The organism is Ensifer sp. 4252 (assembly GCF_050434565.1).
In the GTDB taxonomy this organism is placed as follows: domain Bacteria; phylum Pseudomonadota; class Alphaproteobacteria; order Rhizobiales; family Rhizobiaceae; genus Ensifer.
The window spans coordinates 15,507-28,714 of sequence record NZ_JBNDIU010000005.1 but is presented as its reverse complement, the minus strand read 5'-3'; the positions used below and the strand labels follow the sequence as shown (position 1 = coordinate 28,714).

The following is a 13,208-nucleotide window of genomic DNA, read 5'->3' as shown; positions in this document are numbered from 1 at the left end:
CGTTCAAACCGGAACCGCTCTAGGAAAGTTCCACCTTTGCGGTTTTCTCCTTGTACTCCTGTTTGGGATCGCTGCCGAGGAGCAGCTTGATACCGGCAAACAGGCTGCTCTCATTGAGCCAGATCTCCGCATGGCTGGGCTCGAAGCGCAGCAGGGCCAGCTCGGGGTCGTCCTTGCCGCCTTCGTACCAGGCGGCGATGTACTGGTTCCACAGCCGGTCGATCACGGCGCGGTCGTTATCGAGGCGAAGGCCCCCATCAACGGTTGCAAACAGTTCGTGATCCTTGGAGGCGAAAGCGAACATGGCAGGGGTGTTCGCAGCCACATTCTGGGCCACGACGGCGCTCCTAACGGTGAAGAACCAGATCGGGCCCTGCTCGCCCTCGATCTGTGCGGTCATCGGGCGCGTGTGCCCATGCTCCTTTTCGGGCAGACCGAGCATGACGGTCATGTCCGATTTCAATGCCTTCCAGAATTTCTTCTTGAGTTCTTCGGGAGTTGCCACTGTATGTCTCCTTGGTTCAACGCGCCGACACGGCTCATCTTTCACGATGGCCTTCGAGGGCAGGCGCGAAAGGCGGTGAGGGTCAAAAACAGGGGCCGACCACTTGGCCGGCCACCTGTGGCTGATGATGCGGGCTAACGGTTGGCGTATCGTGCGCGCTCCTCTTCAATCTGTGCCGGGCTATAGGGATCGAGCGTCTCGTCGAACCTGTTCCAGCCTTGCTCACGGTAAGACGAACGACGCTGTTCCAGATCGACCCAATTCGAGCGCTGCAGAATTGCCTCTGCCTGCGCAACGTCGCCGTCGTTAACGCGCGCCGTCACCAATGTGCCACCACGACGAACGCCCTCGGCATAGACATGCGCATCTTCTTCCCGCACGCCGGAACCCGTCAGAGCACCGATTATGCCGCCGGCGGCACCACCGGCGACTGCGCCCGCTGCCGCGCCTGCCGCGGTTGCCGCCAGCCAGCCGGCCGCGACCACCGGGCCGACGCCCGGAATCGCCATCAGTCCAAGGCCGGTCAGAAGGCCGCCCGCGCCGCCGACAGCAGCACCGATGCCGGCACCGGTGCCCGCACCTCCAGCGGCGCCTTCGGTGTCGTCGACCTTGTAGCGGCCTTCGGCATTGCTTGCGACCATGCTGATGTCGTCATCGGCAATACCAGCCGCTTTCAGCTCACGCACCGCCTCCGAAGCTTCGTCATAGGTGTCGAAAAGTCCCGTCACAGTTTTCATAGTGGTTTTCCTTCAATTGGTTTGCGGAGTTCTTCCCGCCAACATCAGTTGGCGACGATGTTGCCCTGGTAGTCGAGCGCGACGGTCACAGCCTTGCCGTCCTTGGTGGCGGAGGCCTGCCAGATGCCCTTGTCATCCAACTTCAGCCCAGAAATCGCGGTGTAGCCGTTCTCTTCGAGGCGGGCGCGTGCCTGCTCTTCCGTGAAGCTGTTGGCGCCTGCAACAGGGGCGGTCGGATTGGTGGTGTCGGGCGTGGCAACGGCTGGCGTTTCCGCCTCCGGCGAAGGGGTCGGCGTCTGTGCGTAGGCATTGAGGGCGCCTGCCACCAGAATGGCCGTCGCGGCGATCATTCTTTTCATTGTTGTCTCCTTGCTACGTGATTGAACGATGCTGGGACAACGCGAGTTCTTGGCGATGGTTCCTGTTTCACGTCAGAAGAAATTTAAAATTATCCAATTAACTGAATATGTTATCGGCGGGGCAAGCGTCCTCGATTAGGCACGTCAATGCCTGCCTGCTTTGCAGCGAACGTTAAGCAAAACGCGCGTCCCGTGCGAATGTTCAAATGTCGTTTGCAGAGAGCGATCGCAAAGCTCGAACGGCAACGTGTCACATGCGACGACCGCTTTCGCTTGGCACAGACATGACGACCGACGTTGTTGAAATTTGCGGACGCACTAGTTCCATCCAAGTGTCAATCTAAGCGGCATCGGCGACCTGAATGGCGAGCAACCAGAAAAGTGACTGGATCAGGAAGGCGGATGCCGGCCAGACGCGTGCGAGTTTTCCCGAGCTGTTCTTCGACCTCGTTTTCGTCTTCGCGCTCATTCAGCTCGCCCACAAGCTCGCGTCGGATTTCAGCACTACGGCCATCATCGAGGCGGTTCTGCTGATCCTGGCGATCTGGTGGGTCTGGATCCATACGACATGGGTGACCAACCTGCTCGATACCGAAAAGGAGCCGGTCCGCCTGCTGCTGTTCGGCCTCATGTTTGCCGGCGTGCTTTTGGCGATCGCCCTGCCCGAAGCCTTCGGCGATCAGGGGCTGGTCTTTGCGGCCATCTACAGCGGCATGCAGATCTGTCGGTCGGCGTTCACGCTCTATGCCTTTCGTCATGCCGACAGGCGATCGTTCCTGACCTTCCTGCGCATAACGATCTGGATGCTGCTCTCCAGCGCGTTCTGGCTTGCCGGCGGGCTGATGGAACTCGAAGGGCGCCTTGTCCTGTGGGCGCTCGCCCTCCTTGTCGAATACGCCTCGCCGGCCCTCAGATACTACGTGCCGTTTCTCGGCAGATCGCCCGACGAGACGCTCGATGTGTCCGGCGCCCATATGGCGGAGCGATGCGCGCTGTTCGTCATCATCTGCCTCGGCGAGACCATTCTGACCACCGGCCGCAATGCGACGGAACACATGACGGATGACATGACCTTTGCCGTGTTCTGCAGCGCATTCCTCAGCACCGGCTTCATGTGGTGGATCTATTTCCACCACGGCCAGGAAAAGGCCGCGTCCAAAGCCGAGGCGACATCGAAGCCGGAAACCCTGGCGCTCAATCTATTCACCTATGGCCACCTGCCTGTTGTCGCCGGCATCATCCTGACGGCGGTCGGGGAAGACTTCAGCCTGTCGCATGCCGAGGAACCGAGTTCGCTGAAACATGCGCTCGCCATGCTCGGCGGCCCGGCGCTTTTCCTCGGTGGAAACATATGGATCAAGGCCGTCGCGACCCGGCAGTTCCCGGTCTCGCATATCGCCGGGCTGGTGCTGCTTGCCGTCGCGATCCTCATCGTGCCCGTCGCCCCCAACTACATCGTTCAGGCCGCCGCGACCGTGGTGCTACTGATCGTCGCCTTGTGGGAATATCTGGCCCTGCGCCGTCTTTCTGCGTCGACCGCCTGAGCAAAGCGATTGCCAAGGGATGCACGGCCGCAGGCGGTGCAAGGAACTTAATCGACGTCTGCGCATTCACGAAGCGCAGACCTGGAGGGACATTTGCACACATTGACCCGCAAACGGGACCTTCGGAAGGCCGAGCCTCTCTGGGCCGATACTCCGCGCCATGCGGTGAGGACGCAAAGGCGGCTCGCCACCCATGACGTCGATGTGCTGATCGTCGGCGCCGGGATCAGTGGCGCGCTGATGGCCAATGCTCTGATCGGCCACAATCTAAGTGTGCTGATCGTCGACCGCCGAAAGCCGATACGCGGCAGCAGCATGGCCAGCACCGCGATGATCCAGCATGAAATCGACGTGCCGCTGCATCAGTTGAACCGCCTGCGCGGCACTGCCGACGCAGCACGCATCTGGCAGCGCTCGGCAACGGCTGTCGAACACCTCGCATCGCTCGTCACCGCATTGCAGATCGACTGCCAGTTCCAACGGAAGAACACGCTCTATCTCTCAGGCTCGAGCTTTGGTGCGCGCGCGCTGCAGGCGGAAGTCGAGGCGCGCGAGGCTGCAAGCCTCACCGCAACGCTTCTGCCACGAGTCGAGCTGCGCGCTAGGTTCGATATCGACCGCACGGCCGCAATCGAGACAACAGTCTCCGCATCGGCCAATCCGGCCCAGTTGACCGCCGGCTTTCTCCGCCACGCGCAGGCGAACGGCGTCCCTATCGTAGAAACTATAGAGATTACCGATATTCGCGAAGTCGAGGGGCGAAATGCCGTCGCCACGTCCGACGGCCGGATCATCGTCGCGACCCATGTGGTCTTCTGCACCGGCTACGAATTTCTCGACGCTGTCGCGAACAAGAACCATGCCATCGTCTCGACCTGGGCGATGGCGACCAGGCCCCGCCATCCACGGCCGGAATGGCTCGACGACTATCTCGTCTGGGAAGCTGCCGACCCGTATCTCTATTTTCGCTCAACGCGGGACGGCCGCATCATCGTCGGCGGCGAGGACGAGAAGAGCGAGGATGCCTTCGAGGATCCGGCGAAGCTCAAGGCGAAATCCGACACTCTACGGCAAAAGCTCTCCGACCTCATCGGGATGAAGATCGGTGAGCCCGACTATCGATGGGCCGCCGCCTTCGGCATCACTACGCAGGGCCTGCCGATGATTGGCCACGTTCCCGGCATGCGAAATACCTTTGCAACCATGGGCTATGGCGGCAACGGCATCACCTTCAGCCAGATCGCGGCCGAGCTCATTTCGTCGAGCATCCTGGGACATGCCGACCCGGACGCTTCGCTGTTTCCGTTCGTCTAACGGTCGGCGTGGAGAGCAGCGCTGCGTTTCCCGGCCGGTCATTCGTGATAGTTTCTGATGTATCCATGGGGGAATAAGCTTGGGCAAGGCAATCGATCAAATCCGGGATCTCGGCGCGCCCTCGATGCAGGGCGTGCGCCCGGCCATGCCCACGTCGCTGACCCTTGTCGGCGCTGCGGCCGTGCTTTACCTCGCGCGCGACGTTTTTCTTCCGATCGCTGTCGCGCTGCTCCTGACCTTCGCGCTTGCGCCCGTGGTTTCGGCGCTGCGTCGGATCGGCCTGCCCCGGGCGTTTGCGGTGATCTCCACCGCGCTGATCACCTTTACCTTGATCGGTATTTTCAGCCTCGTCGTCGCTCTGCAGGTCGGAGAACTGGCAAAGAACCTACCGGCCTATCAATCCAACATCGTCATGAAGGTGAAGGCCCTGAAGGAGGCCGGCTCCGAAAACGGTATCATCGATCGCATCGGAAACGTCGTCGAACGCATCAACCGCGAGATAGACCGACCGACGACAGAGACGCCGACGGGCGTTGAGAGCCCGAAGAGAGATCCGCTGCTGGTCGAGATCTACTCCCCCGACAATCCGATCGCGGTCCTGACCAATATCATCGCACCGCTCATCGGCCCGGTGGCGATGGCCGGCCTTGTGGTGGTGGTGGTCATATTCATGCTGCTGGAACGGGAGGATCTCAGGGACCGGTTCATCCGGCTCGCCGGTTTCGGCGACTTGCACCGAACCACCGAAGGCCTGCAGGACGCGGGCACGCGTGTCGGCCACTACTTGCTGATGCAGTTGATCGTGAACACCGCCTATGGCCTGCCGGTCGCCATCGGCCTTTGGTTCATCGGCATACCCAATGCGGTGCTGTGGGGGCTGCTGGCGATCGTCCTGCGCTTCGTTCCCTATATCGGCCCCATCATAGCAATGGTCCTTCCGCTGTTCCTGTCGGTCGCGGTCGACAGCGGCTGGTCAATGCTGCTGTGGACGGCCGGCCTGTTCGTGGCGATGGAACTGGTGATCAACAATGTGGTCGAGCCGATGCTCTACGGCTCCAAGACCGGGTTGTCACCGCTGGCGATCATCGTTTCCGCGATTTTCTGGGCCTGGATCTGGGGGCCGGTCGGCCTGATCCTGTCGACGCCGCTGACGGTCTGCCTCGTCGTTCTCGGCAAGCACGTGCCGCAATTCGAGTTCCTGCAGGTACTTTTCGGCAGCGACCCGGTGCTCGCGCCGCACGCGCGCCTCTACCAGCGGCTCCTGGCCGGCGATCCGGACGAAGCGACCGATCAGGCCGAAGAAATCCTCGAGGAAGAGTACCTCGTCGACTACTATGGCGAAGTGGCAATGCCCGCACTAGCGCTGGCAGAGCAGGATCGTGCCCGCGGGGTGATGAGCGAAGAGCAACGGCTGCGTGTCGCTGCAAGCGGCATGTCGCTGGTGTCCAACCTCGAAGACATTGCGATCGAGGAAAGCCAGGACGATGAGGATGAGAACGCAGACGAGGAGGGAGAACCAGCAAGCCAGCCCATTCCGAATGGCGAAGGCATGACGATCCTGTGCGTCGGCGGCCGGGGCGAGATCGACGATGTCTCCGCCGCGATGCTCGCGCAGGTGCTGCGTGCCGAAGGCGCCGCCGCGACCGCCCTGAGTTTTCACGAGATCGAACCGGCCAATATCCGCAAGCTCCAGACCGACGCCGTCGACGCGATCGTCGTCTGCTTTCTCAACCGGGATTCGGTCAAGCATGCCCGCTTCGTCGTGCGCCGCCTCAAGCGCGTCAACACCAAGGCCAGAGTGGGCATCGTCATCTGGGATACCTCTGCCGACAGTGCAGCGGGAGAGATGAAGACAGATGCAAGTACAGAGCAGATGCCGGGGGCCGACTTCGTTGCATCAGACATGACAACGGCAGCGATCGAAGCACTGACGAAACGACCATCGGTTCCGCTTGCCGCCCCAAGCAAGACCAAGGCACGGCGGCGACTGGTGCCGCAACACGCATAATGACGCCTGCGGGACGCCGGAGCGGGTCGCCCCTATCTGCTTGGGACATGGTCAATCCGATGCTGAAAACACCGGCGCCTGTGTTCCGGAAGCGGGTGTTACCCTGTCTGAATGCAACAAATCGACCACCAGATAGTAAGTAATTGCTTACACACCGATCACGACCCTCCTTCGGAACAGAGCCATATTTCGTGCGTTGACTGACGAGGCCAAGCCGGACGCGATGTAACGAGGTCGGCTTCGGCCGCTCGTACCCACCCATCGATTTCGCCGTACACATGATCGGCGGACAAAACAAAAAAGCGCCCGCTCGGAACCGAGCGGGCGCTTCTTGAAATCGTCAATGGTCTCAGGCGCGGTTAGCGGCCGAAGGCAGCCCGGGCAATGGTCTGGATGTCGGCGCGCTCGATGCCGAGGTCGCGCAGTTCGCGAGCGGACATGCGGCCCAGTTCGGAGACCGTCTGCCGGTACTTGCGCCAGTTGTTGAAAGAGCGTGCTACGTTCATGATGATCCCCTTTCCGTGGGCTTTCGAAGCCTAGCAGCCAGTCCTTGGCGCTTCGTTCGCTTCGATGGGGGGAATATAGGTGATAGCCCTCTCCAAGAGCAGCGCTAAGACCTCAGCCCACCTCTGCAAGAAGTGCATGGATCATTGTGCCCCATGGGTACTGCAGCTACCGGGCAGTTGAACCGGAGAGGACGGCCACGGCGATCAACCGCCCCCGCCTCTTGCTGACACTGCCGATCGCCGCCTTCATGCTTCGCTCGCCACAGAGCCTTATCAACTGCCGTCGGGTCCGCCCCCTGTGGTATCGACGCCGCGCTTTCCGCACAGACGGTCCCGACGCCGGCCGGATCTCGCGCGCCGCGACGGCCCCGCGTCGATCGCCCTTGCCGAAGACGAAGGCACCTGGAAGGCCCATGTTGACACCACCAAGGACGACCTGACGAAGGCGCCGAAACTCGATTACTCCAAACTGAAGAAGTAAGCTGGCAGCGAAACCGCTTGCATTGGGCTCCGGCCGGGCGGTTCTGTAACTACGCCAGCGATCGTTAGCCTGGCTCTCTTCGATCCATCCGCCATATTCTGTCGATGACCTCGAAGGCGAGCGCGACGTTGGGATCGGTTCGCCGGGGCCGAAGACAGACGAAGCCGAGCGTGGTTTCGAGCTTGACCCTATCGGCGATGACGAGGCCGCTTGCCTGTCGTTCGGCAAGCGCGATCGACTCCCGGCAGAGGCTGAGGCCGAGCCCCGTGCGGACCATCGCCAGCATCGACGTTTCCTGATCGACGAGAGCGACGACGTTCTGCTTGAGGTTCAACTCGCCGAGTTTCCTGGCAAGCAGCCGATGGTGGACGGAGGCCGGCGGCGTTCCGATCCAGGGCAGCGCCGCAAGCTCGCTCCAGTCCTTATCCGTAACGATGCCGGCAAAGGCTGGCGGTGCGACAACGCGATAGGTCAACCTCGACAGCGGCTTGACGAAGAACTGAGCCTCCGCCTCCGGATTAAGGACATCCGTGCTCGTGCCGAAATCATCGAGGTCGCCGAGAAAGAACCCGACGTCCAGCTCGTTGCGCTTCAAGCCGATCGCGACCTCGCCGCTCATGCCTTGGCGAAGTGTGGTTTCAATACCCGGTCCGCTTTCGACCAAAGCCTGGAGGAAGGCGCCGAGCCGGGTGAATTCGGGGTCGATGATCGTGCCAATCCGCAGCTTGCCGCGAAGCTGCGCCGTCAGGTGCATCGCCGTCTGCCTGAACTCGGTCACCGACGCCAGCGCCTGCTCGCCCTTGGCCGCCAGCAGCGCGCCGTCGCGGGTCAATTCGAGCCCGCTTGCCGTTCGATGGAACAGTGTGAGGCCCAATTCCTGCGACAGGCGCTTCACCTGCAGGCTGACGGCAGGCTGGGTCAGATGCAGCAGTTCGGCCGCCCGCGTGACGTTGCCTTCCCGCGCCACCGTGACGAAGGCCCGCAACAATCGCAGATCCAGATGATCAGCCATATAAATATCCTTTATAATTCTCAGGCGTATTTATCATTGGATTTCCCAATGCGGTAGCCGTTTACTGGCTGTGGGAGGATCGCAATGCCGCGATCGCTGATGGAAATTATAAAGGGTCAGGTGTTCTCCGGTCGACGCGCGCCTCTGCTCGCCGCGGTCAGCCCATCGCCCTTTCGCCTGTATTTGGAAAGTGCTTGCGATGAAGACCGACACCTCGACTGCTGATGCCGCCGTTTTCGACTATGTGGTGGTCGGCGCCGGCTCGGCCGGCTGCCTGCTCGCCAACCGCCTCAGCCGCGATCCGGGCAAGCGGGTCCTCTTGATCGAAGCGGGCCGGCGCGACAACTATCCCTGGATCCATATCCCCGTCGGCTATCTCTATTGCATCGGCAACCCGCGCACCGACTGGCTCTACAAGACCGAGCCGGAAGCGGGATTGAACGGACGGTCGCTGCGCTATCCGCGCGGCAAGACGCTTGGCGGCTGTTCCTCGATCAACGGCATGATCTACATGCGCGGACAATCGCGCGACTATGAGAGCTGGGCGGCCCAGACCAACGACCGGGAGTGGTCCTGGGAGAACTCGCTTCAGGATTTCAAGGCCCATGAGGATCACTATCGGCTCGACGGTGGTGCCGATCCCCTCACCGGTGACAACAGCCGGTTTTCCGACATGCACGGCCGCGGCGGCGAATGGCGCATCGAAAAACAACGGCTGAAATGGGATATCCTCGAATCCTTCGCCGAGGCCGCCGTCCAGGCGGGCATCCCGCGGTCGACCGACTTCAACAGCGGCGACAACGAGGGCGTCGGCTATTTCGAGGTCAATCAGAAGTCGGGCTGGCGATTGAACACCTCCAAGGCCTTCCTGCGGCCGGTGCGCCATCGCCACAATCTGGTCGTCTGGACGCAAGCCGAGGTCGAAAAGCTCCTGATCGAAACGACCGTGGATGGCGCCAAGCGCTGCGCCGGTGTCTCGCTTTACCGCGACCACGACAAGGTGACCGTGCGGGCGACGGCCGAGGTCATTCTTTCGGCGGGGGCGATAGGCTCGCCGCAAATCCTGCAACTCTCGGGCATCGGACCGGCCGCGCTGTCGCAGGCGATGGGCATCTCCGTCGAACATGACGCGCCCGGCGTCGGCGAGAACCTGCAGGACCATCTGCAGATCCGCGCCGTCTTCAAGGTCAGGAATGCCATGACACTGAACACGCTGGCGAGCAATCTGACCGGCAAGGCCCGGATCGGGCTCGAATATGTGTTGAAGCGCAGCGGACCGATGAGCATGTCGCCATCGCAGCTTGGCGCTTTCACGCGCTCCGCCCCCGACCGCGCCCATGCCAATCTGGAATATCACGTGCAGCCGCTCAGCCTCGATGCTTTCGGCGAGCCGCTGCATAGCTTCCCGGCCTTTACTGCCAGCGTCTGCAATCTCAATCCAACGAGCCGCGGCCACGTGCGGATCCGCTCGCGCCATCGCGGCGATGCACCGGCGATCGCCCCGAATTATCTGAGCACGGACGAGGACCGCAAGATCGCCGGCGACAGCATTCGCCAGATCCGGTCGATCGTCAGCCAGCCGGCGCTTTCGCGATACGAGCCGATCGAATGGAAACCCGGCGTCGAGTTCCAAAGCGACGGCGAGCTGGCGAAACTTGCCGGTGATATCGCCAACACCATCTTTCATCCCGTCGGCACCGCCAGGATGGGCGACAAGGACGACGGCATGGCCGTCGTCGACAGCCGGCTTCGGGTTCGCGGGGTCGAGGGACTGCGGGTGGTCGATGCCAGCGTGATGCCGACCATTACCAGCGGCAACACCAGTGCGCCGACAATGATGATCGCGGAGAAAGCCGCACGCTGGATCATCGGCGACGCCCAAAAGCGGGCGTAGTCAGGACAGTTCAGGCGGCACCAGCCGCCTGACAGCGGGAGCAATCAACCAGCGCGTCTCGGACGATCGGAAGATTGCCGACAGCCCCATGATGACGGCCGCACCGGAGCGCGTCACCGACGCACCTCGCCTGAGAAGACGAGCCGCGCCGGCAATTGCTATTGGAACATGCCCTTCGGCGTCTCGCCCTTGAAGAAAGGCACGACCAAAGCCTCCAGCAGGTCCGTTTGATTGATGACGGCTGTGTGCGATGTTGCCGGCAGGATGGCGAGGCGCGACGCCGGCAGCGGCTTGCCCATGTCGCCCATGCCGCCGCCGCCGAGCAGCCGGAACATCGCCACTGTATGCTCCAGTGTCGCGACATCGGCGTCACCGGCAATAATCAGCACCGGGGTCTTCAGCGCCTTCACATCCTTTTCCCACGCCATCGGCTCCTTCTCCAGCGCGATCAGCTTGGCGGCGAGCGCCGGGAAGCCATCCGGATTGGCGGCAAGCCTGCGGTAGTCATCGGCAAACGGCATGCCCACCAACATCTCCACCGTCATCTGCGGGATGAATGCCTTGAACTCCGGCTGCCAGCCCTCGACATCATAACCGACCGATGCGGCCGCCAGCTTGTTGACCTTGTCCGGATGACGGATGGCGAGCTGCAACCCGGCCGCCGCCCCCATGGAGTAACCGAACACATCAGCCTTTTTGACGCCGACGGCATCCATGAACGCGGCCACGTCATCCGCCAGGTTCGGATAGGTGATCGGCCGGTCGATGTCGGTGGTGCGCCCATGCCCCTGGAACTCGATTGCATAGACCTTGTTGGTCTCGGCGAGCTTGGGGATGATCGCGCCCATGGACGGAATATTCATATAGGCGCCGTGCAGGACGATCAGCGGCTCGCCCTCGCCAGACACTTCGTAGTACATCTTCATGCCATTGACTTCGACCCGCTCGCCAACCGGTTGGCTGTCGGCAAGGGCCGGCCCGGAAACGAGCAGGGCTGCGGCGATAAGGGCAGTACGGAACATGTCTCTTTCCTCGCGGTTTCATGCGTTTTCGCTAACGCTGACAATAAGACGAGCGAAATCCCCGCAAGCCGACATGGCCCTGCAATTTTCTTGTCGCGATCGCACGGAAGCGCCAAACGGTCCTTGAACCGGAAGCAGTCTAGGTTGAGGACGCATGGTTCGACGGCACTGAAAAACCTCGCCGCCCCTGCGGACGGCGAGGTCGACTTTCCGATCATGGAGATACCGGCGCTATTTCAACCGCTCGACGAGCATTTCGCCGACCTGCAAGGCAGAGGCCGGATTTTGTCCGGTGATCAACTCGCGGTCGACCACCACCTTTGGCTGCCAGGGCGCCGCATTGCTCTGATATTTTCCACCCGCCGCTTCGAGCGCCGTCTGCGGATAGAACTTCATCGCGCCGCCATCAAGCAGGCCCTTGGCCAGTTCCTCCTCCTGGTTGCTGATGACGGTCATGCGGTAGCCCGAATAGATCCACGTCGGCCGTTCGGGCTGCTGCAAGGCTTCGAGTTGGTCCGTGAGTGCTTTCGCGTCCGCCAGTGTCGAAAGCAGCGCGATCGGGCCGTGGCAAACCAAAGCGGTGATCTTGCCGTTCTCGTGGAAGTAGGCGAGCAACTGCCCAAGCTGCCTGTCGTGCAGCAGATCCTGCATCGGTGCGTGGCCGCCGGGTATGTACACGGCATCGAAGGACGCATAGCCGATCTGCGCGACGCGGGCGAGGCCGATCACCGGCGATTTTTCCGGCGACGTGATGGCGAGTTCGTCAAGCAGGTCCTGGTAGACTTTCATCTGATCGGCACTGCCGCCGAAATAAGCCGGGTCCACGGACGTCCTGTCGACCGCGGGCACTTGGCCTCCAGGCGTGGCGAAGGTGATCTCGTGGCCGGCCTCCAGCAGCAGCTTCACCGGCTGCATCAATTCATTGAGATAGAAACCGGTGCGGAACACTTTGCTGTCCCTGAGATCGAGATGATCGGAGCCGGAAAGCACGACAAGCACCTTTGCGGCGTTCGCGTCTGCGGCAACAAGGGTGAGCGCAAGCGCGGCAGCAAGGCCACGCAGCCATTTCATCGGGTTGGTCATGATTGTCACTTTCTAACTAGGAAGCTGGCTTAGTTTGTCTGCCCGGCAAGCAGAAGATCGCGCATGGCTTCGCCGACGCCATGAGCCGATTGCGGATTTTGGCCGGTCACCAGCCGCCCATCCACGACGACATTGGACGTCCAGTCGGGAGCGGGTTGGTGGCGGGCGCCGCGCGCCGAAAGCGTGCTTGCCAACAGGAACGGCACGACGTCTTCGAGACCGACGGCGCGTTCCTCATCATCGGTAAAGGCGCTGACATTCCGGCCCGCGACCAGGTAACGGCCGTCGCTGAGCTTTGCGTTCACGAGCGCCGAGGGACCGTGGCAGACGGCTCCGACCACGCCTCCCGCCTCATAGATCTCGCGGATCGCTGCCTGGGCATCGAGGCTTTCGGGAAAGTCCCACATCGTGCCGTGACCGCCAGCAAAGAAGATCGCCTGATACCGGGACGGGACGATATCGGCGAGGCGCGTAGTCGCGGTGATAGCAGCGCGAAAGCGCGGATCGGCCCAATAGCGTGCATTGGTCTCGTCCTCAAGATCGAGACCGTCGACCGGTGGCTCGCCACCTGCCACCGAGGCGAACTCTACCAAGATGTCCGCCGCCTCGAGCACGGCAAGCGGGTGCGTGACCTCGCCGAGAAAGTATCCGGTCGGCTCACCCGTCTTTCCCTTGGTGGCGTGGCTCGTCAATACGAACAGTACGGGCTTTGGCAGCCCTTGGTCAGAAGCCGGCATCAGATC

At 62.0% G+C, this 13,208-nt stretch carries 13 protein-coding genes; 5 read left to right on the top strand and 8 right to left on the bottom strand.

The genetic code is table 11. The annotated features are described in order from the left end of the window. Nucleotides 1-19 precede the first annotated feature (19 nt). The 3 genes from ABIE33_RS13330 to ABIE33_RS13320 all read right to left on the bottom strand — a co-directional run bounded on the left by ABIE33_RS13330 (nt 20) and on the right by ABIE33_RS13320 (nt 1,601). Nucleotides 20-505, bottom strand: a complete 486-nt coding sequence (locus tag ABIE33_RS13330) for a pyridoxamine 5'-phosphate oxidase family protein (protein ID WP_429125615.1) — start codon at nt 503-505, stop codon at nt 20-22. 134 nt (nt 506-639) lie between these two features. Further along, nucleotides 640-1,242, bottom strand: a complete 603-nt coding sequence (locus ABIE33_RS13325; protein ID WP_429125613.1) for a general stress protein — start codon at nt 1,240-1,242, stop codon at nt 640-642. Between the two features lie 44 nt (nt 1,243-1,286). Then, nucleotides 1,287-1,601, bottom strand: coding sequence for a PepSY domain-containing protein (locus ABIE33_RS13320; RefSeq protein ID WP_429125611.1), 315 nt, complete (start codon nt 1,599-1,601; stop codon nt 1,287-1,289). Nucleotides 1,602-1,963: 362 nt separating this feature from the next. Here ABIE33_RS13320 and ABIE33_RS13315 point away from each other — a divergent pair, with 362 nt between their 5' ends. From ABIE33_RS13315 to ABIE33_RS13305, 3 genes are all read left to right on the top strand, one after another. Then, nucleotides 1,964-3,145 carry a low temperature requirement protein A gene (locus ABIE33_RS13315; RefSeq protein WP_429125609.1) on the top strand — a complete coding sequence of 394 codons (1,182 nt, stop codon included), beginning with the start codon at nt 1,964-1,966 and terminating at the stop codon, nt 3,143-3,145. A 93-nt stretch (nt 3,146-3,238) separates the two neighbouring features. Next, a complete protein-coding gene (locus ABIE33_RS13310) occupies nt 3,239-4,459 on the top strand; it encodes an NAD(P)/FAD-dependent oxidoreductase (protein WP_429125608.1) in 1,221 nt (406 codons plus the stop codon). A gap of 124 nt (nt 4,460-4,583) precedes the next feature. Beyond that, a complete protein-coding gene (locus ABIE33_RS13305; RefSeq protein WP_429125971.1) occupies nt 4,584-6,467 on the top strand; it encodes an AI-2E family transporter in 1,884 nt (627 codons plus the stop codon). Nucleotides 6,468-6,826: 359 nt separating this feature from the next. Here ABIE33_RS13305 and ABIE33_RS13300 read toward each other — a convergent pair whose 3' ends face one another. Then, on the bottom strand, nt 6,827-6,973 hold the full coding sequence (locus ABIE33_RS13300; protein ID WP_429125606.1) for a DUF1127 domain-containing protein: 147 nt from the start codon (nt 6,971-6,973) through the stop codon (nt 6,827-6,829). A 298-nt stretch (nt 6,974-7,271) separates the two neighbouring features. On the opposite strand from ABIE33_RS13300, the gene ABIE33_RS13295 reads away from it, so the two are divergent. Next, complete coding sequence (locus ABIE33_RS13295) at nt 7,272-7,454, top strand: hypothetical protein (protein ID WP_429125604.1); 183 nt, start codon at nt 7,272-7,274, stop codon at nt 7,452-7,454. Between the two features lie 64 nt (nt 7,455-7,518). Here ABIE33_RS13295 and ABIE33_RS13290 read toward each other — a convergent pair whose 3' ends face one another. Further along, nucleotides 7,519-8,466, bottom strand: coding sequence for a LysR family transcriptional regulator (locus tag ABIE33_RS13290; RefSeq protein WP_429125602.1), 948 nt, complete (start codon nt 8,464-8,466; stop codon nt 7,519-7,521). Nucleotides 8,467-8,665: 199 nt separating this feature from the next. Here ABIE33_RS13290 and ABIE33_RS13285 point away from each other — a divergent pair, with 199 nt between their 5' ends. Further along, a complete protein-coding gene (locus ABIE33_RS13285; RefSeq protein ID WP_429125600.1) occupies nt 8,666-10,360 on the top strand; it encodes a GMC family oxidoreductase in 1,695 nt (564 codons plus the stop codon). Nucleotides 10,361-10,518: 158 nt separating this feature from the next. On the opposite strand, the gene ABIE33_RS13280 is transcribed toward ABIE33_RS13285, so the two are convergent. The 3 genes from ABIE33_RS13280 to ABIE33_RS13270 form a co-directional block, all read right to left on the bottom strand. Beyond that, nucleotides 10,519-11,382, bottom strand: coding sequence for an alpha/beta fold hydrolase (locus ABIE33_RS13280; protein WP_429125598.1), 864 nt, complete (start codon nt 11,380-11,382; stop codon nt 10,519-10,521). A 231-nt stretch (nt 11,383-11,613) separates the two neighbouring features. Continuing rightward, the gene (locus ABIE33_RS13275) at nt 11,614-12,453 is read right to left on the bottom strand and encodes a type 1 glutamine amidotransferase domain-containing protein (protein ID WP_429125969.1); all 840 of its coding nucleotides are present in this window, start codon (nt 12,451-12,453) and stop codon (nt 11,614-11,616) included. A gap of 41 nt (nt 12,454-12,494) precedes the next feature. After that, nucleotides 12,495-13,202: a type 1 glutamine amidotransferase domain-containing protein gene (locus ABIE33_RS13270; protein WP_429125596.1), complete on the bottom strand. Its 708-nt coding sequence runs from the start codon at nt 13,200-13,202 to the stop codon at nt 12,495-12,497. Nucleotides 13,203-13,208 lie beyond the last annotated feature (6 nt).

Bases quoted from the DNA above. Each gene is read 5' to 3' on its own strand.
- ABIE33_RS13320 (WP_429125611.1), bottom strand. From the start codon at position 1,601: ATGAAAAGAATGATCGCCGCGACGGCCATTCTGGTGGCAGGCGCCCTC.
- ABIE33_RS13325 (WP_429125613.1), bottom strand. From the start codon at position 1,242: ATGAAAACTGTGACGGGACTTTTCGACACCTATGACGAAGCTTCGGAG.
- ABIE33_RS13285 (WP_429125600.1), top strand. From the start codon at position 8,666: ATGAAGACCGACACCTCGACTGCTGATGCCGCCGTTTTCGACTATGTG.
- ABIE33_RS13305 (WP_429125971.1), top strand. From the start codon at position 4,584: ATGCAGGGCGTGCGCCCGGCCATGCCCACGTCGCTGACCCTTGTCGGC.
- ABIE33_RS13275 (WP_429125969.1), bottom strand. From the start codon at position 12,453: ATGAAATGGCTGCGTGGCCTTGCTGCCGCGCTTGCGCTCACCCTTGTT.
- ABIE33_RS13290 (WP_429125602.1), bottom strand. From the start codon at position 8,466: ATGGCTGATCATCTGGATCTGCGATTGTTGCGGGCCTTCGTCACGGTG.
- ABIE33_RS13315 (WP_429125609.1), top strand. From the start codon at position 1,964: ATGGCGAGCAACCAGAAAAGTGACTGGATCAGGAAGGCGGATGCCGGC.
- ABIE33_RS13270 (WP_429125596.1), bottom strand. From the start codon at position 13,202: ATGCCGGCTTCTGACCAAGGGCTGCCAAAGCCCGTACTGTTCGTATTG.
- ABIE33_RS13280 (WP_429125598.1), bottom strand. From the start codon at position 11,382: ATGTTCCGTACTGCCCTTATCGCCGCAGCCCTGCTCGTTTCCGGGCCG.
- ABIE33_RS13300 (WP_429125606.1), bottom strand. From the start codon at position 6,973: ATGAACGTAGCACGCTCTTTCAACAACTGGCGCAAGTACCGGCAGACG.